This window comes from Stenotrophomonas sp. CCNWLW162, assembly GCF_037203745.1.
Classification (GTDB): Bacteria; Pseudomonadota; Gammaproteobacteria; order Xanthomonadales; family Xanthomonadaceae; genus Stenotrophomonas; species Stenotrophomonas maltophilia_AQ.
In genome coordinates this window covers 1-17,789 of sequence record NZ_JBBCBL010000008.1, presented here as the reverse complement: position 1 = coordinate 17,789, position 17,789 = coordinate 1, and the positions used below count along the sequence as shown (strand labels likewise).

Below are 17,789 nucleotides of genomic sequence, written 5' to 3'. Positions count from 1 at the left end.
AGGAAGTCCACCGTGAATGCCGCCGGCCTCCCTGCAGCTGTTGCTGTCATGGTCTGCCTGATGCTGCCCGCAACTGCGTCTGCGGCTGGCTGCGAGACACCGCTGCGCATTGCCTTGCCCTCCGATCGGGCGCCGTTGTCGTCCGTGGTCGAGGGCCAGGCGGACGGGGTCAGCGCGACCTACCTGAACCTGCTGGGCGAACAACGGCCGCTGCAGGCGCAACTGCTGCCGGCCACGGCGGTCGTCGAAGGCTTGTTGCCGCCCGCCACCCAGGCGTTGCTGGGCTGGCCGCACTCGCAGCTGCCTGCCGGCTGGGTGGCCAGCGCACCGTACCTGCAGCTGCCGCAGGTGATCGTGCGCCGCGCCGATGCGCGGCCGGTACTGGGGCTGGACGACCTGCGCGAGCACGCGGTGGCCAGTCCCGACCGGCTGCCGTTGGCCACGCTGCTGGCCGAGCAGGCTCCGGGTGCACAGCTGCTGCCGCCGGCGCCGTTGGATGATGCGCTGTCGCTGCTGGGCACCGGTCTGATCGACGCGGTGATCGCCAATCTCGGCGAGGTCGAGGCCGCGCTGCGCCGCTACCAGGGTGATCGGCTGGTGATTGCCGCGCCAGCCGGGTTCAACGACGCGCTGGTGCTGGCCACCGTACCGGCCTGCGCCGGCGTCATCCCCGATTTCGAGCATGCAATGTCGCAGCTGACCGACACGCAGCGCGACGCGATCCGCACAGCATGGCTGCCGGCCCGGCCACGCAACCCGCCGTCGTCGTCCCCCTTGCGTTGGTTGGTGCCGGCCTCGCTGATCCTGCTGGCGCTCGCGCTGGTCTACGCCTTCGGCTACTGGCGCGTACATCGCGAAAGCGCAAGGCGTCGCATCGCCGCGCAACGCCTGCAGGAAGTGACCGCGAACCTGCCGGCTGTGGTCTACCAGGCGCGCCGCACCGCTACCGGGGACTACAGCTTTCCGCAGATTGCCGGCGATGTGCAGGCGCTGTTCGGGGTGAGCGTGGAGACCGCGCGGATCGACCACCCGCGGCTGCTGGCTGCGGTCCATCCCGATGACCGGACTGTGGTGATGGGCTGTGTCGAAGCGGCTGCATTGGCCCGTGGACCGATCGACGTCACCTTCCGTACGCGCTCGCCACAGGGCTGGCGCTGGGTGCATTCGCAGGGCCGCACGCTGGCGTGCGATGACAGCAACGTTGAGTGGAGCGGCTACTGGATGGATGTCAGCGAGGTGCACACACGTACCCAGGCGCTTGCAGATGCACGGCGCGAGGCCGAACAGGCCGCGCTGGCCAAGACCCATTTCCTGGCGACCATGAGTCACGAGATCCGCACGCCGATGAGCACGCTGCTGGGCATGCTCGAACGATTGGCCGCCAGTGATCTGGACCCGCGGCAGCAACAGGTGCTGGCCACCATCGGCGACGCCGCGCAGATGCTGCGGCAGATCCTCGACGACGTGCTGCACAGCCAGCGCCTGCAACCCGCGCCACTGCAACGGCAGCCGACCGATCTGGCCGCATTGCTGCGGGCAGTGCAGCAGCTGCTGCTGCCGGTGGCTGCCAGCCGAGGCCTGTACCTGCGAATCCATCTCGATCCTGCGCTGCAGGCCGGGTCGCTGGCCGACAGCCTGCGCCTGCGCCAGATCCTGTTCAACCTGGTCGGAAATGCGCTCAAGTTCACCCTGCATGGCGGGGTGGAACTACGGGTGCAGGTGCTGCAGCAGCACGCACAGGGGCAGCGGTTGCGCCTGCAGGTAAGCGACAGTGGCGTGGGCATCAGTGCGGAACGGCAGCAGGCGGTGTTTGCTGCCTACACCCAGGCCGAGGCTTCGACCACGCGCCGCTTCGGCGGCAGTGGACTGGGCCTGGCAATCTGCCGTGAGCTGGCCGTGTCGATGGGGGGAGACCTGCAGCTGCACAGCACGACCGGCGAGGGCACCACGGTGTGGCTGGAGCTGGACCTGAGTGCCTGCGAGCTGCCTGCTGGCGCGCCATCACCTGCGATCGCCGAGGAACCGCCGTTGCCGCCGGCGCGGGTACTTGTGGCCGAAGACCATCCCACCAACCTGCAGCTGCTGGAGCAGCGCCTGCACGACCTGGGGTTGCAGGTGCATGCCTGCGCCGATGGAGCGCAGGCCCTGCGGGCCTGGCAGTCGCAGCCATTCGAACTGGTGATCACCGACTGCCACATGCCGGGCATGGATGGCTTCGCGCTGGCACGGGCGATCCGTGCTGACAGCTGCCAGCACCGCGCGCGGGTACCGATCATCGCGCTCACCGCCAGCGTTCTGGAACGTACCCGCGAGGCTTGCCGCGACGCTGGCATCGATCACTTCCTGGCCAAGCCGTTGGAGCCGCGTGAACTGCGTGCATTGCTTGCGGCGCTGCTGGCGCCGGACTCAGTGCGCCAGTAGCCGGACGATGCTGGCGGCGGCGTCGCGCCCTTCAGCTACCGCAGTCACCACCAGGTCGGCACCGCGCACCGCATCACCTCCGGCGAACAGGCGCGGATGTGCTGTCTGGAACGGCAGGCGGTCCTTGCCGCCGGCGAGGATGCGGCCGTTGGACTGCCCCTCCACGCCATGTTCGGCCAGCCACGCCGGCACGCTCGGCGAGAAACCGAACGCGATGATCACCACGTCCGCTTCCAGCAGCGATTCGCTGCCCTCGATCGGTACCGCGTTCTGGCGGCCATTGGCATCGGGCTCGCCCAGCCGCGTTTCAACTACGGTCACGCCGATCACTTCGTCATCGGCACCGGCTTCGATCGACAGCGGCTGCCGGTTGAACAGGAAGCGCACGCCTTCCTCGCGCGCATTGGCCACTTCGCGCGCGCTGCCCGGCATGTTCGCTTCGTCCCGGCGGTAGGCGCAGGTCACCTTGGCCGCACCCAGGCGCACTGCGCTGCGCACGCAGTCCATGCCGGTATCGCCGCCGCCGAGCACCACCACGCGCTTGCCGTTGAGATCGGGCAGGGCGATGGTGTCTTCCCAGCCGGCGATCGGCCGGCCTTGCGGATCATCGCCACCGACGATGCGGCTGTTCTGCACCAGGAAGGGCAACGCCGGCAGCACGCCCTTCAGGTCCTGGCCGTCGAGGCCGCCATCGGTGTAGCGGTAGGCGCCGGTGCCGAGGAACACCGCGTCGTGCGTATCCAGCAACTGCTGCAGGCTGATGTCACGGCCGATCTCTACCCCCAGGCGGAACTGCACGCCCATGCCTTCGAGCACCTCACGGCGGCGACGGATCACGTCCTTGTCCAGCTTGAAGCTGGGAATGCCGAACTGCAGCAGCCCACCGACCTGCTCGTAGCGGTCGTAGACCACGGCGGCGATGCCGGCATGCGCGAGGCGGTCGGCGCAGGCCAGACCGGCCGGGCCGGCGCCGATCACCGCTACCGTGTGGCCGGTGGCCTGCACGGCGGCCATGTCCGGCCGCCAGCCGGTGGCCAGCGCGGTATCGACGATGTACTTCTCCACTGCGCCGATGGTCACCGCACCGAACTCCTCCAGCGTGCAGCTGCCTTCGCACAGCCGGTCCTGCGGGCACACCCGGCCGCACACTTCCGGCAACGGGTTGGTGCTGTGGCACAGGGTGGCCGCTTCATGGATGCGGTTTTCCTGCACCAGCTGCAGCCACTGCGGAATGGCGTTGTGCACCGGGCACTTCCAGCTGCAGTAGGGGTTGCCGCAGTCCAGGCAGCGCCCGGCCTGGTACTGGGCATCTTCCTTGCCGAATTTTCCGTACAGCTCGCCCCAGTCGCCGGAGGTGCGCAGTTCCACCGGAATGCGCTGCGGCATGGTGCGGGGCAGGTCGAGGAACTGGAAGGCGTGCTTGCGGCTCATGGCGGGCTCTGTGGTGTTTTCCGGTTGCCAGCCAGCGGCCGGCACTACGTGATCCTGGGTTGCCGGCCAGCGGCCGGCACTACCGTTATGCGGCGCGGCGCAGGGTTTCGGTCAGGGATTCGATGCTGGCGGCCTTGGGTTTGACCAGCCAGAACCTGCCGATGTAATCGCGGAACTCGTCCAGGATCTGCTGTGCCCAGATGCTGCCGGTCAGCTCGCGGTGGCGGCCGATCAGGCGGTGCAGGTGCTGGCGGTAGTTCTCGAAGCCCTCGGCCGATACGCGGTGGATGTCGATCAGCTCGTGGTTGTAGCGGTCGACGAAATCGCGGTCGACGTCCAGCACGTAGGCCAGGCCACCGGTGAAGCCGGCACCGAAGTTCAGGCCGACCTTGCCCAGCACCAGCACCACGCCATCGGTCATGTATTCACAGCAGTGGTCACCGGCGCCTTCCACCACCGCCAGCGCGCCGGAATTGCGCACAGCAAAGCGTTCGCCAGCGCGACCGGCCGCGAACAGTTCGCCGCCGGTGGCGCCGTACAGGCAGGTGTTGCCGATGATGGCCGTGCTGCGTGCCTCGAAGCGCGCGCCGCGCGGCGGACGCACCACCAGGCGGCCGCCGGCCATGCCCTTGCCGACGTAATCGTTGGCTTCGCCTTCCACTTCCAGATGCAGGCCGCCGACGTTGAACGCGCCGAAGCTCTGCCCGGCACTGCCGCGGAAGCGTAGTTCCAACGGTGATTCGGCCATGCCCTGGTTGCCATGCGCGCGTGCCACCGCACCGGACAGGCGGGTGCCGATGCTGCGGTCGGTGTTGTGGATCAGGAAGCGGTGTTCGCCACCGCGCTTGTGCTCAATGGAATCGGCCAACAGGCCATCCATCTGCGTGGCCAGGCTGTCCGGCGATTCGTACAGGCGCTGCGCGGCACAGTGGCTGCCTTCGTAACGGGCATCGGCCAGCAGGCGCGACAGGTCCACGCGCACGCCGTCGCGTGGCGCCGCCTCGATCTGCCGCAGCAGGTCAGTACGGCCGACGATCTCTTCCAGCGAGCGCACGCCCAGGTAGGACAGCCAGCCACGCACTTCCTCGGCCAGCAGGCGGAAGAAGTTCTCCACGCGCTCGGGCTGGCCGGTGAAGTGGTTCTCGCGCAGGCGCTCATCCTGGGTGGCAACGCCGGTGGCGCAGTTGTTGAGGTGGCAGATGCGCAGGTACTTGCAGCCAAGCACGATCATCGGCGCGGTGCCGAAGCCGAAGCTGTCCGCGCCCAGCAGTGCGGCCTTGACCACATCCAGGCCGGTCTTCAGGCCACCGTCGGTCTGCAGCAACGTGCGCCCGCGCAGGTCGTTGGCCAGCAGCGCCTGGTGTGCTTCGGCAATGCCCAGCTCCCACGGCACACCGGCATAACGGATCGAGCTGACCGGCGACGCACCGGTACCGCCATCGTGTCCGGAGATGGTGATCAGGTCCGCACCGGCCTTGACCACGCCTGCGGCGATCGTGCCCACACCGGCATGGCTGACCAGCTTCACCGACACCAGCGCGGTCGGGTTGACCTGCTTGAGGTCGTAGATCAGCTGCGCCAGATCTTCGATGGAATAGATGTCGTGGTGCGGCGGCGGCGAGATCAGGCCGATGCCCGGCCTGGCATAGCGCAGGCGTGCGATCAGTTCGTTGACCTTGTGGCCGGGCAGCTGGCCGCCTTCGCCGGGCTTGGCGCCCTGCGCGACCTTGATCTGCAGCACTTCGGCGTTGACCAGGTATTCGGCGGTGACGCCGAAGCGACCCGAGGCCACCTGCTTGATCTTGCTGCGCCGCGCGGTGCCATAGCGTGCGGGATCTTCGCCACCTTCGCCGGAATTGCTGCGGCCGCCCAGGCGGTTCATGGCGATGGCCAGCGCTTCATGCGCTTCAGGAGAGAGGGCGCCGAGACTGATGGCGGCAGTGTCGAAGCGCGGGAACAGTTCGCTGGCCGGAGCCACGTCATCCAGCGGTGTCGGCGCAGCGGCTGGAACCAGTTCCAGCAGGTCGCGCAGCGCCGATGGCGGGCGCGCATGCACCGCATCGCAGTACTGCTGCCACGCACGCGGGTCGCCACTGCGCGCCGCGCGCTGCAGGGTGGTCACCACGTCCGGGTTGTACATGTGGTACTCGCCGCCGTGCACATACTTCAGCAGGCCGCCGACATCCACGCCCTGCTGCGCGTCCCAGGCCTGAGCGCACAGTTCGCGGGCGTCGGCATCCAGCCGCGCGAAGCCGGCGCCGCCGATGCGCGAGGCGGTGTCGGGGAAGCACAGGTCCACGACTTCCGGCTCCAGGCCGATGATCTCGAACAGCTGCGCGCCGCGGTAACTGGCCACGGTGCAGATGCCCATCTTCGAGATGATCTTGGACAGGCCCTTGTAGATGCCCTTGCGGTAGCGGCGGCCGATCTGCGATTGCTCGCCGCCCTTGCTGAGCTTGAGGATGCCGCGACGGCCGAGGTCGAACAGGGTCTGGTAGGCCAGGTACGGATACACCGCGGTGGCGCCGAAGCCGAGCAGGCAGGCCATGTGGTGCGGATCGCGCGCGGTACCGGTTTCCACGATCAGGTTGACGTCGCAGCGCAGGCCCAGGCGCGACAGGTGGTGGTGGACCGCACTGGTGGCCAGCAGGGCATGCACCATCGGACGCCCGGCCACCGGGTAGCGGTCGGACAACAGCAGCATCACCATGCCATCGTGCGCGGCCTGTTCGGCTTCGGCGCAGATGCGCTCGATGCCGGCACGCAGGCCTTCATCCTCGCCGTAGGACAGGTCGAGCAGGCGGTTGGCCTGCACGTACTGGTCCATCTTCAGCAGCTGCCGCAGCTTGCGCTGGCTCAGCACCGGCGAGTTGAGGATGACGTGGTTCACCGTCTCCGGGCCGGCATGGAAGATGTTGGTCTCCTTGCCGAGCTGGGTGGACAGCGACATCGCGCAGTCTTCGCGCAGCGGGTCGATCGGCGGGTTGGTGACCTGCGCGAAGGCTTGGCGGAAGTAGTCGTACAGCGGACGGCTGCGCTGGCTGAGCACCGCCATGGGCGTGTCATCGCCCATCGAGCCAGTGGCTTCCTGCTCGGTCTCGGCCAAGGGCCGCAGCACCTGCTCCACTTCCTCACTGCTGAGCTGGTACAGCTTGTGGTAGCTGCGCAGGGTGCCTTCGTCGAACGGTTCCTCCACCAGCGATGGATCGATCAATTCGGTCTGCAGGTAGGTCACGCCCTGCTGCAGCCATTGCTTGTACGGCGCGCGACCGCGGTTGATGCGGTCCACCGCATCCGAATCGAGCAGGTCGCCGCGCTTGAGATCGATGGCGATCATCTCGCCCGGGCCGAGCTTGCCCTTGCGCACCACGCGCTCGGTGGGCACTTCCCATACGCCTGCTTCGGAGGCGACCAGGAAGTGGCGATCCGCGGTCAGCATCCAGCGCGCCGGGCGCAGGCCGTTGCGGTCGAGGGTGCACACGGCATAGCGGCTGTCGCAGGCGACGATGCCGGCCGGGCCGTCCCAGGGTTCGCTGTTGAGGCCGTGGAACTCGTAGAACGCGGCCAGGTCCGGGTCCTTGAATTCCAGCGACTGCGTTGCCGGCGGCACCAGGATGCGCAGGGCCTGGATCAGCTCCATGCCACCGGCGACCATCAGTTCCAGCATGTTGTCCAGGCTCTGCGAATCGGAGCCATGCATGGAGATGACCGGGTCGAATTCACCGATGTCGAAGCGCGGCGTCTTCCACACCTTGCTGCGCGCCTGCGCCCAACGCCGGTTGCCTTCAATGGTGTTGATCTCGCCGTTGTGGGCGAGCATCCGGAACGGGTGTGCCAGCGGCCAGCGCGGCAGCGTGTTGGTGGAGAAGCGCTGGTGGAACACGATCGCGCTGGAGGCCAGTTCGCGGCGCTGCAGGTCCAGGAAGAAGCGGCTGAGCTTGTCTGGCAGCACCATGCCCTTGTAGCTGATCGCATCCGGGGTGAGGGTGGTGACGTAGAAATCGGCATGCTCGCGCAGCTGCTGTTCGCTGCGACGGCGGGCCAGGAACAGCGCCAGCGCGAAGCCAGCATCATCCTGGCCGACGCCGGCGTCGACGAACACCTGCTCGATGCGCGGCAGCGTGTCGCGCGCCAGCTGGCCGCAGACGCTGTCATCGGTGGGCACCTCGCGCCAGCCGGCGAGCTTGCAGCCCACCGCTTCCAGCTGCGCCTGCAGCTGCGTACGGCACGCCTGCGCGGAATCGGCATCGTGTGGCAGGAACACCAGGCCGGCGGCGAAGCGTGCGGAGACCGCGATGTCGGCTTCGCTGGCCAGCAGTTTCAGGAAGGCATCGGGGCGGCGCAGCAGCAGGCCGCAGCCATCACCGGTCAGGCCATCGGCGGCGACACCGCCACGGTGGGTCATGCGCGAAAGCGCGGCGATGGCGGTATCAACCAACAGGCGCGATGGTTGATCGTCGAGCTGGGCGACCATGCCAAATCCACAGGCATCGCGCTCGGAGCGCGGGTCGTAAAGCCCTTGGCGGTTGCGGGGGGCCATCTCTACCTCGATGCGGAATGAATTGAACGGGGACACTCAAGCCCGCTCAATCCCTGGAGCGCATCGTGAGGCCACCGGATGCCTCGACTAGATCACAGGTTGCTGCAACGCCGCAATACACGGTTGCAGGTGCAACAGAACGCGCCGGCAACACGGTGCCGGCGCGGGGCCGGACTCAGCCGCAGCGCGCGCCGCTGACGGCGCCCTTGGCGTCCACTTCGATGTTCAGGCGGTCGCCGAGGAACTCCATCGTGGCCACGTCGTTGGGCTTGAGCACGCGCACCTGGCTTGCGCCGGCATCTTCCTGTGCCTGCTTGCCCAGTGCATCGGTGTAGGCCTGGCCGACCAGGCTCTGCACCTGGCTGGCATCGCAGGTGCCGACCGGCGGAGCCTCGGTGGCCTTGCCGGCTTCGTCGGCCGGCGCCTTGGCTGCTTCGGCGGCCTGCTGGGCGTGGGCCGTGGCCGAATCCTGTTCATCCAGCGCCGGTGCCTGGCAGGCGGTCAGGGCCAGCACGGCCGGCAGCAACAGGGCGGAGAGCGAACGGGCGCGAATCGGGAACGACATCATGACTCCGGAAGGGGTTGTGAAGACCCGAGCATAGCGGCGAACCGGCCCTCACGTGTTTGTCTTGTGTTATCGACAGGATCGCGGCATGGCGACGGCGACACTACAGGCATGCCACCCCCCTCCACCCCCGAACGACAGGCCGCACGCGCGGCCGGCCTTCGCTATGTCGACGACACCCAGCCGGGCATCAGCCGGCGCCGCGCAGGCAAGGGTTTCAGCTACCGGGATGCTGATGGCCACGCGATACGCGACGCCACCACCCTGCAACGCATCCGTGCGCTGGCGATTCCGCCGGCGTACACCGCCGTGTGGATCTGCGCCCACGCCAACGGCCACTTGCAGGCCACCGGCCGCGATGCACGCGGCCGCAAGCAGTACCGCTACCACGCCGACTGGGCCAAGGAGCGCGACGCCGGCAAGTTCGACCGCATCATCGCCTTTGGCGAGGCCTTGCCCGCGCTGCGGCGGCGGTTGTCGCGGGATCTCAAGCGACCTGGGTTTCCGCAGGAAAAGGTGCTGGCCATGGTGGTCGCGCTGTTGGCGGACACCTTGGTTCGGGTCGGCAATGAAACCTATGCACAACAGAACCGTTCGTTCGGACTGACCACACTGCGCAACCGCCATCTGGAGTTGCTGCGCGGCGGCCGGGTACGCATGCGCTTCCGTGGCAAGTCCGGCCAGCTGCAGGAAGTGACGGTGGGCGATCGCAGGCTGGGACTGCTGGTACGGCGCCTGCAGCAGTTGCCGGGGCAGGCGCTGTTCCAGTACCGCGATGACGACGGTGCGCTGCAGCCGGTGGATTCCGGCGCGGTGAACGACTACCTGCGCGGGGTGATGGGCGAGGACTTCACTGCCAAGGATTTCCGCACCTGGGGCGGAACGGTGGCGGCGGTGCAGGCATTCGCCGCCACCGAGCTGCCGGAACCGGCCAGCCAGCGCGCGCTGGCGCAGGCGCAGCGCGCGGTGGTGTGCGAAGTGGCGGCGCTGCTGGGCAACACCCCGGCGGTATGCCGCAAGGCCTACATCGACCCTTGCGTGTTCGTCGGCTGGGAGCGCGGCGAACTGGCCAAGCTGGCCGGCCTGCGTGGGCCGCGCCAGTGGGAACAGGCCACCTTGCGCGTGCTGCGCAGGGCGCGCAGGCTCAGCCGCAGTAGATCGCGGTGATGTTGTTGGTGCGGCCCTTCTCTATGGTCAGCCGGTCGCCGCCCTCGCTGGCCGGCGGCACCCGCGGACCGTCGTGGCGCAGCACCCGCACGTGCAGGCTGTCGCTGTCCACGCGTGCGCGGGCCACGGTGGCATCCGAAGCGGCCAGGCCCAGTGCGCCGCGCACCATGTCGCTGTGGCACTGCCCGGAAATGACGCCGTCGATTGGCTGCACCTGGGCCACCGGCGAGCTGCTGCAGGCGGCGAGGGCAAAGCAGACGGCGGCGGTGGCAATGGCATGTTTCATGGAGGCGTTCCTTGTGTGGTTGCGTGCAGCGTGCGACGCCGCACGTGGTGGCGGAATGAATACCGTGCACATCGTGGACACGGTGCGCTCACTGCCGCTAACAGGATAGGTGCAGACACTGCAGGAGCGGCGTGCGCCGCCCCCGGTAGTGCCGGCCGCTGGCCGGCAGCCCCCTTCCCTCCCGAGGAGACCTGCATGGCCACCACCAAGAAAACCCCCGTTCGCCGCAAAGCCTCGCCCAAGGTGCGTAAAGGCAGCACCGCGACGAAGACCGCTGCCGACCCCGATCGCCCACGGGTGGTGAAGACGGCAACCCGCAAGGCGGCCGCCAGCGATCCACGGGCAGCGCGCGTCGCGGCCCGACAGCGACGCCTGCAGGACCAGGAAAAGGCCAAGGACGTGCGCGCGGCAAAGAAAGCCACGAAGAAGACCGCAACCCAGGCCGGCATACGCCGACAACCGGAGGTGATGCCGGCGCAGCAGCTGGCCAAGCCCGGGCAGGAACACGAACTGGAGTTGGCGCCGCGTTTCCTTGCACCGGACTACGCCGGCAGCGGCAAGCTGCAGGGCATGCGCGCGATTGTCACCGGTGGCGATTCCGGCATCGGCCGTGCGGTGGCGGTGCTGTTCGCACGCGAAGGCGCCGATGTGGCGGTACTGCACCTGGACGAGGCTGCAGACGCCGACATCACCCGCCAGCATGTGGAGCGCGAAGGTAGCCGCTGCGTGGTGATCGCCGGCGACGTGCGCGATCCGCGCTTCTGCAACAAGGCGGTGAAGCAGGTGGCCAAGGCCTTCGGCGGCATCGACATCCTGGTCAACAATGCTGCCTTCCAGCTGCATTGCGAGCGCCTGGAGGATCTGGAGGACGCCCATCTGCAGGAAACCCTGCAGACCAACATCGGCGGCTACATCCAGATGGCGCGCGCGGTACTGCCGCATCTGGGCGAGGGTGCCAGCATCATCAACACCGGTTCGGAAACGGGAATCTTCGGCAGCAAGGCGCTGATCGACTACTCGGCCACCAAGGGCGCCATTCATGCCTTCACCAAGGCGCTGGCCAGCCAGCTGCTGCCGCGTGGCATCCGGGTCAACTGCGTGGCACCGGGTCCGGTGTGGACGCCGTTGAACCCGGCCGACAAGCCGGCGGAGGACGTGGCGGAGTTCGGCAAGGACAGCGACATGGGCCGGCCCGCACAGCCCGAAGAACTCTCGCCGGCCTATGTGTTCCTGGCTTCGCCGGTCTGTGCCAGTTACATCAGCGGGGTGATCCTGCCGGTGATGGGCGGGCCGCGGGGGTGAGGCCGGGCGCGGCATGTGCTGCCTGAATGGGGCGTGGCGCGGGGTGTGCGCTGTGTCAAAAGCTCCGCCGGGCGGCTGGGGTAGGCTGACTCCCAACCGATCACGTTCAAGGACCGACCATGCCCGGGATGGACATCAACGCGGCGGCCAATGAAGTCGTCGCGCTTTTACGACAGAACGACGCGCGCGGTGCCGCCGTTCGCCTGGAGGCCCTGCACGACGGCCAGAGTGTCGTGGTGCAGGAATCGCTGGACCGCTACATTTCGGCGCGTGCCGCCACCGAACTCGAGGCGTTGCGACGCAGCGGTGGTGTTGCCGCAGCGGATGCGGCCACGGTGAACCCGATGCTGGATCGCCTGGGCGAGGCGACGCGGCCACCGCGGATGCCCGATGCGGCAGAGACCGCAGCGCTGAGCCAGGCCCAGCAGTACGATGTGTATGGCAGCATCGTGGCCCAGCGCGGCAACACTGCGGCGAATGACGCGATGGCAACGCAGGACCGCGTGGTGCTGGGGCTGCGCGACGAGAACCGCACCACCGAGGCGCGCGGGCGTGGCGTCTACGACGACCGTATCGTGGTGCTGTGGAAGGATGCGCAGGGCCAAGGCCATGTGCGTGAGTTCAACCAGGCGACGACCGAACCGACCGCCCAGTACGACGGCCATGCCAAGACCACGCCGCGCAGCCCGGGCTTCGGCAACGTGGCACCGCGTACCAAGACCGAGGGTGAGGACGTCAACGGCGACCGGGTCAAGGACCTGGGGCGCTTGGGCGAGGGCACCACCGAGATGCGCGCAACGACCCATCCGCGCAATGGCCATCCCGATGAGTTTGCGCTGCGCCCCTCGCAGGACGCGATCACCGCAGGCGCCGGCCGTGTGGAGCGCGACAGCAATGGCGACGGCTGGTTCGATGCGCGCGATACCCAGGGCGTGCAGGACCTCAACGACACCTTCAAGATCCATCGTGGCAGCCGCTCCAACACCGATTCGGCCGGCTGCCAGACCATAGGCGGCGGTGAGTACGACGACTTCGTGTCGACGGTGCGCGGCACGCCTGGGCAGAACCGTTGGCAGTACGTGCTGACCTCGGTTGCCCCCGGCCAGGCGCGCGAGCTGGGGCAGAACGTGCCGCTCGCGGCCACTGACGATCCCCGTCAGCCGCAGCATCGCGACCATGCCCTGCAGCAGCAGATCAGCACGCGCCTGCAGGCTCTGGGCGGACGCTACGCCGAGCATGCCGATGACTACAGTCTGGTGATGCTGCGCGAAGCGAAGGCCGCGGGCATCACCCGGGTCGACCAGATCGTGGCCAGCAATCCCAGTGCTGGACGCACGGCGGGCGAGACACTGTTTCTGGTGCAGGGCAGTCCGGGCGATCCTGCGGCGCTGCGCGCAGGGGTCAATGCAGCCGAGGTGCGCGAGACTGCGGTGGAAGCCAGCCTGCGTCAGCTGCAGCAGCAATCACGCGAACAGGCGGCACCCACACCCGCGCCTGCACACCTGCAGGAAGCGCCGGCGATGGGAGGGCGTTGAGCGATGATCCGATCACACCTGATGCCGAGCGTTTCGTTGACGCTGTTGCTGGCCTGCAGCGCCTGCGCGCCCGCTGGGGAGCGCGTCGCGCCGGTAGCGCCCACCGCCAGCTCGGCGGCGAAACCTGAGGCCTTGCCTGCGCAGACCCTGCCCACTGATCGTGGATTGCCCGCACTGCCGGAAGCCTCCGGCAGCGCCCATCCCGGCGGTCGCTACGCTGCGCTGCCCGAACCTGCCAGGCAGGTGCTGTCGCAGTTGAAGTGCAACGTGGAGAGCGCCAGCAAGGTGCAGGTGCTTTCCATTCCCGCGCAGGATGGCCAGCAGGATTTCATGGTCACCGATCGCAGCGGGCCGCGTTTCCGCTACTGGATGCGGTCGTTCTCCGGTCGTGGCGGTACCACCGGGTATCTGGTGCAGCTGCAGGACTGCCCGGCAACCACCACGGGCATGCGCGCCTACATCGCACAGGGAGCCGCACCGCTGCAGGATGTCACCGCGTCGTTGCTGGCGCAGGCCGAGCTGCCCGACGCGGCGACCATGACGGCTTACCAGGACAAGGGCGCGGGTGATCTGTTCGCCTTCATCGGGGCGCTGGACAAGGTGCCGGTGCTGCGCTGGGTGGCCGAAGCAGACCCCGAACAGCCACTGGCCGTCGAGGCGCGCAGCTTCGACCATGGCAATGCCATCCACGGTGGTTTCCTGCGCTGGAACCAGGATCACTTCGAAGTGGCCAGGACCGTACCCGCCGCCCTATGGCCCTGCGACGACAGCCCGTTGCTGCCGTGCAAGGGGGACCCGTTCGTGAGCGGGCGGTGAGGCGTCACGCGCGTAGAAATCGGCAATGCGGGGGATGAACTGCTGTGGATTGGCGCCGACCAGATTGGTCAGCACCACCACCGCGACGTCGCGGTCGGGATAGACCACGAAGGCCGAGCGCGCACCGCCGATACCGGCCACCTGAAGGTCGGGCGATGCGCGCAGTACCGGCCAGCCACCCGCCCACGGGCCGGCACGGCCATCAGCCAGGCGCTCCGCGCTCCACATCCGCCGCAGGGCCGTCTCCGGCAGCAGGCGGCCTTCGGTCAACGCAACCAGCCAGCGCGCGGTGTCATCGGCGGTGGTGAGGATGCCACCACCGGCCCACAGTGAAGGCGGAATGTCGTAGAACCAGTGCGACAGGCGCGGCGGTGCATCGGCTGCGTCGGTGGCACGCGGGGCCAGGCTGTACATCGTCGCCACATCCGGGATCAGGTCGTAGCTGTCGCCAAAGGTGGTGCGTGCCATGCGCGCGCTGCTGAACTGGCCGGTGGCGAGGAATCGTTGATAGGACATGCCCGATTGCTGCGCGATGATCCGCGCCAGCAGCACGTAGTTGGTCTGGTTGTATGCGAAGCGCTGGCCGGAGGCCGCCTCCATCGGCAGCGCGGTGACCGCCGCCCACGCTTGGGCTTCGGTACCACCGCCCAGCAGTCCGCTCGCATCGAGGATGTCGGGCAGTCCCGAGGTATGGGCCAGCAGTTGGCGCACACGCACGTCCTGCCAGGTGGCCGGAAGATCATCCAGATAGCGCGATGCCGGGGCATCCAGATCCACCCGGCCCTGCTGCGCCAACTGCGCGATGGCCACGCCGGTGAACGCCTTGGTGGCCGAGTTGAGCGGGAAACGGGTATCACGCGAGGCCCGCACCCCGTTCTCGACATTGGCCAGGCCATAGGCCTCGGACAGCACGACCTGCCCATCCTTGACCACTGCGATCTGCAATCCGGGGATGCGCTGCTCCAGCATGGTCTGGCGGATCAGGCGACGGGTCCGGTCGTTGGGGTGGTCCTGGCTGGCGGACACGGCGGGTAAGGGCAGGGCGCTGATGAGCATGAGCACGACTCGAAGCGTTGGGCGGAACATGCGGGATTCCGGCGGGGCGTCGAGGATCGGATGCAGGGGGCACGGGAAAGGTTTAACGGCATTGTTGCGCCTACCGTTCGTCGGCCCATGACTTCCGGGGGGTTGACTACAGTTGTCGTCAAGCAGAAATTGGCGACACGTGTAGTCAAGGGAGTGGTGTCATGCGTGGCAAGACGATCGGGGACCAGGAACTGGCCCTGCTGCAGTACATCGATGAACATGCGCCGGCCACGGTCGGCGAGGTTGCCAGTGGCTATGGCGAGGCCCGTGGCCTGGCCCGCTCTACCGTGCTGACGATGATGGAGCGACTGCGGGCGAAGGGGTATCTTCGTCGCCAGCAGCAGGACGGCGTCTACCGCTACCAGGCCACCCGTGGCCCGGAAAGCGTGCTGCAGGGCGCGGTGGCCCAGTTCGTCGACAACACCCTGCAGGGCTCGGTGTCGCCGTTCGTGGCCTACCTGTCGCAGCGCCAGCAGGTCAGCGACAACGAGCTGGCCGAGCTGGAAGCGCTGGTCGCCGAACTCCAATCGCGCCGCCACGAGGGCTGAGCCATGGACACCACGATGCTGATCCTGTTGTTGGAACGGCTGGGCTGGACCAGCCTGCAGACCGTGCTGCTGGTGGCCCTGGTGTACGGCGTGTGCCGCGCACTGCCGTCCCTGTCGGCGGCCACCCGCTGCCGCCTGTGGTGGCTGGTTTCGCTGCAGGCCGTGCTCGGCCTGTTCTGGAGCCAGCCGCTGCAGCTGGCCTGGCTGCCGGCACCGCAGGCGGTGGCGATCACCGCCACTGACGTTGCCGCCGATCTGGTCTACCCGCTGGCCCCGGAGGCCTCGGCACAGCTGTTGGCCGCAATGCCGATGCCTGCCGCGGATGTGCCGGCGGTGGCATGGTGGACCGTCGCACTGGCCGCGCTGTGGATGTCCGGCGTGCTGCTGATGGCACTGCGTACCTTCGGTGAGTGGCGTCGCTGCCGCGCGCTGTTGGCAGCGGCCTATCCCTGCGAGGACCAGGCGCTGGTGCAGGCCCTGCAGCTGGCCGCCGACGCGCACGGCGTGCGCCCTGCGCCGCGGCTTTGGATGAGCACGCAGGTGGACGCACCGCAGCTGGTCGGCCCGTTCCGCCCGGTGCTGCTGCTGCCGGCCGGCGACAACGCCTTGCAGGGCGATGCGCTGGACCTGGCACTGACCCACGAGCTGCAGCATCTGCAGCGGCGCGATCTGCAGTGGGGCCTGCTGCCCGCATTGGCCCAGCACCTGTTCTTCTTCCACCCGCTGCTGCGCTTGTCGGTGCGCGAATACGCACAGGCCCGCGAGGAAGCCGTGGATGCGGCCGTGGTCGGCCAGCACGGCGCGAGTCGCCAGGCCTATGGCCGCCTGCTGTTGCAGCTGGGCGTGGCACCGCAGCCACACCTGGGCGTGGCCAGCGCCGCGCCGAACACCACCAGCCTCAAGCGCCGCCTGCTTTCGTTGCAGTCGCGCCGGTCCTGCCCGCGCATCCTGGCGATGGCGTTGACCGCTATCGTCGTTGTGGTGGGCGTGGCACCGATGCGGCTGGTGGCGGCGCCAGTGCCGCCGGCACCGCCGGCGCCTCCGGCCGCACCGAAGGCCGTGGTGCCGCCGCCACCGAAGGCATCGCCAGCGCCTCCGATGTCCGCGCGAGTGCCAGCCGTTCCGGTGGCTCCTGCGGCACCGGCCGAGCCGGCCGATGTCGAGGCGCTGTCAGGCCCGGACGATGCGGATGTGGCGGTCGACGTGGATGTCGATGTGGATACCGACATGGACAGTGAGCATTCGACCTCCCACACCACCTCCATCACCACCTATGGCCGTCTGGATCTCGGCAAATCACCGCGACAGGCCTACGTGCTTGTCGATGGTGATTCGACCTTCGCCAATGGCGGCATCGACGATGTAACGGTGGCCCGCAGGCAGCTCGGCAAGGGGCCGGCGCTGTGGTTCCGCCAGGGCGACAAGCGCTATGTGGTGCGTGACCCGATGCTGATCCAGACCCTGCAGCGCGCCTACAGCGGCGCCGCAGACCTGGGCCGCCAGCAGAGCGAACTGGGCCGCCAACAGAGCGTGCTGGGTCGCCAGCAGGGCGAACTCGGCAGGCAGATGGGTGAAATGGGTCGCCTGCAGGGCGAGGAGTCGCGCCGCATCGCACTGGCCGCCGCCGAGGCAGCACGCAATGCGATGGCCGCCCATGACATCAACCGTGATGCCGCCGCGGAAGCGGCGAAAGCGGCGCGCGGTGCGACCCACGATGTGGCCGTTGCGCGAGAGGCTGCACGCGAGGCTGCCGCCGAGGCACGTCGTGCGATGCAGGAAGCCCGCAGCGAGGCCGCGCAATCCGGCCGCACCCGTGACATGCAGCGCCTGGCCAGCCAGCAGTCCGAACTGGCCAGCCGTCAGGCGGCACTGGGCAGCCAGCAGGCCGCGTTGGGCGAGCGCCAGGCACGCGTGCAGGCCCAGGCATCGCAGCAGGCGCAGCAGGTGATCGCGCGTGCACTGGCCAGCGGCAAGGCCGAGCGGCTCTGATCGGTAGTGCCGGCCGCTGGCCGGCCACGCCGCGATCAGCCGAGAATCCCCGGCAGATCCAGTCCCTTTTCCTTCGCGCAGTCGATTGCGATCTCATAGCCCG

The 17,789-nt window shown here is 68.4% G+C and carries 12 protein-coding genes; 7 read left to right on the top strand and 5 right to left on the bottom strand.

The genetic code is table 11. From position 1 onward, the window contains the following. The first annotated feature begins 12 nt into the window (after positions 1-12). On the top strand, positions 13-2,421 hold the full coding sequence (locus V9K93_RS18035; RefSeq protein WP_136638445.1) for an ATP-binding protein: 2,409 nt from the start codon (positions 13-15) through the stop codon (positions 2,419-2,421). Here the strand turns inward: V9K93_RS18035 and V9K93_RS18030 are convergent. The 3 genes from V9K93_RS18030 to V9K93_RS18020 all read right to left on the bottom strand — a co-directional run bounded on the left by V9K93_RS18030 (position 2,407) and on the right by V9K93_RS18020 (position 8,957). Beyond that, positions 2,407-3,852: an FAD-dependent oxidoreductase gene (locus V9K93_RS18030; RefSeq protein ID WP_046984763.1), complete on the bottom strand. Its 1,446-nt coding sequence runs from the start codon at positions 3,850-3,852 to the stop codon at positions 2,407-2,409. The two genes, V9K93_RS18035 and V9K93_RS18030, sit on opposite strands and share 15 nt — an antisense overlap. Before the next feature lie 85 nt (positions 3,853-3,937). Continuing rightward, positions 3,938-8,392: a glutamate synthase large subunit gene (gene gltB, locus V9K93_RS18025; protein ID WP_337302969.1), complete on the bottom strand. Its 4,455-nt coding sequence runs from the start codon at positions 8,390-8,392 to the stop codon at positions 3,938-3,940. A 175-nt stretch (positions 8,393-8,567) separates the two neighbouring features. Continuing rightward, positions 8,568-8,957 carry an I78 family peptidase inhibitor gene (locus V9K93_RS18020; RefSeq protein WP_029380146.1) on the bottom strand — a complete coding sequence of 130 codons (390 nt, stop codon included), beginning with the start codon at positions 8,955-8,957 and terminating at the stop codon, positions 8,568-8,570. A gap of 111 nt (positions 8,958-9,068) precedes the next feature. Between V9K93_RS18020 and V9K93_RS18015 the strand changes: the two genes are divergently transcribed. Continuing rightward, positions 9,069-10,124, top strand: a complete 1,056-nt coding sequence (locus tag V9K93_RS18015; protein ID WP_337302968.1) for a DNA topoisomerase IB — start codon at positions 9,069-9,071, stop codon at positions 10,122-10,124. Here the strand turns inward: V9K93_RS18015 and V9K93_RS18010 are convergent. After that, positions 10,102-10,410, bottom strand: coding sequence for a putative periplasmic lipoprotein (locus V9K93_RS18010; RefSeq protein WP_046984765.1), 309 nt, complete (start codon positions 10,408-10,410; stop codon positions 10,102-10,104). The two genes, V9K93_RS18015 and V9K93_RS18010, sit on opposite strands and share 23 nt — an antisense overlap. A gap of 195 nt (positions 10,411-10,605) precedes the next feature. Between V9K93_RS18010 and V9K93_RS18005 the strand changes: the two genes are divergently transcribed. From V9K93_RS18005 to V9K93_RS17995, 3 genes are all read left to right on the top strand, one after another. Further along, positions 10,606-11,712, top strand: a complete 1,107-nt coding sequence (locus V9K93_RS18005) for an SDR family oxidoreductase (RefSeq protein WP_046984766.1) — start codon at positions 10,606-10,608, stop codon at positions 11,710-11,712. A 119-nt stretch (positions 11,713-11,831) separates the two neighbouring features. Continuing rightward, positions 11,832-13,247 (top strand): XVIPCD domain-containing protein, encoded by a 1,416-nt coding sequence (locus tag V9K93_RS18000; RefSeq protein ID WP_046984767.1) that lies wholly within the window; start codon positions 11,832-11,834, stop codon positions 13,245-13,247. A 3-nt stretch (positions 13,248-13,250) separates the two neighbouring features. Then, on the top strand, positions 13,251-14,063 hold the full coding sequence (locus tag V9K93_RS17995) for a hypothetical protein (protein WP_136638449.1): 813 nt from the start codon (positions 13,251-13,253) through the stop codon (positions 14,061-14,063). Here V9K93_RS17995 and V9K93_RS17990 read toward each other — a convergent pair. Beyond that, positions 13,998-15,119 (bottom strand): serine hydrolase domain-containing protein, encoded by a 1,122-nt coding sequence (locus V9K93_RS17990; RefSeq protein WP_295382241.1) that lies wholly within the window; start codon positions 15,117-15,119, stop codon positions 13,998-14,000. The two genes, V9K93_RS17995 and V9K93_RS17990, sit on opposite strands and share 66 nt — an antisense overlap. A 191-nt stretch (positions 15,120-15,310) precedes the next feature. Here V9K93_RS17990 and V9K93_RS17985 point away from each other — a divergent pair, with 191 nt between their 5' ends. Both V9K93_RS17985 and V9K93_RS17980 read left to right on the top strand, forming a co-directional pair. Continuing rightward, complete coding sequence (locus V9K93_RS17985; protein WP_136638451.1) at positions 15,311-15,697, top strand: BlaI/MecI/CopY family transcriptional regulator; 387 nt, start codon at positions 15,311-15,313, stop codon at positions 15,695-15,697. Positions 15,698-15,700: 3 nt separating this feature from the next. Further along, positions 15,701-17,686, top strand: a complete 1,986-nt coding sequence (locus V9K93_RS17980; protein ID WP_337302967.1) for a M56 family metallopeptidase — start codon at positions 15,701-15,703, stop codon at positions 17,684-17,686. Positions 17,687-17,789: the final 103 nt, after the last annotated feature.

Coding starts and splice junctions, on each gene's coding strand:
- V9K93_RS17980 (WP_337302967.1), top strand. CDS start 15,701: ATGGACACCACGATGCTGATCCTGTTGTTGGAACGGCTGGGCTGGACC.
- V9K93_RS17995 (WP_136638449.1), top strand. CDS start 13,251: ATGATCCGATCACACCTGATGCCGAGCGTTTCGTTGACGCTGTTGCTG.
- V9K93_RS18020 (WP_029380146.1), bottom strand. CDS start 8,957: ATGTCGTTCCCGATTCGCGCCCGTTCGCTCTCCGCCCTGTTGCTGCCG.
- V9K93_RS18010 (WP_046984765.1), bottom strand. CDS start 10,410: ATGAAACATGCCATTGCCACCGCCGCCGTCTGCTTTGCCCTCGCCGCC.
- V9K93_RS18030 (WP_046984763.1), bottom strand. CDS start 3,852: ATGAGCCGCAAGCACGCCTTCCAGTTCCTCGACCTGCCCCGCACCATG.
- V9K93_RS18000 (WP_046984767.1), top strand. CDS start 11,832: ATGCCCGGGATGGACATCAACGCGGCGGCCAATGAAGTCGTCGCGCTT.
- V9K93_RS18015 (WP_337302968.1), top strand. CDS start 9,069: ATGCCACCCCCCTCCACCCCCGAACGACAGGCCGCACGCGCGGCCGGC.
- V9K93_RS18005 (WP_046984766.1), top strand. CDS start 10,606: ATGGCCACCACCAAGAAAACCCCCGTTCGCCGCAAAGCCTCGCCCAAG.
- gltB (WP_337302969.1), bottom strand. CDS start 8,392: ATGGCCCCCCGCAACCGCCAAGGGCTTTACGACCCGCGCTCCGAGCGC.
- V9K93_RS17990 (WP_295382241.1), bottom strand. CDS start 15,119: ATGCTCATCAGCGCCCTGCCCTTACCCGCCGTGTCCGCCAGCCAGGAC.
- V9K93_RS17985 (WP_136638451.1), top strand. CDS start 15,311: ATGCGTGGCAAGACGATCGGGGACCAGGAACTGGCCCTGCTGCAGTAC.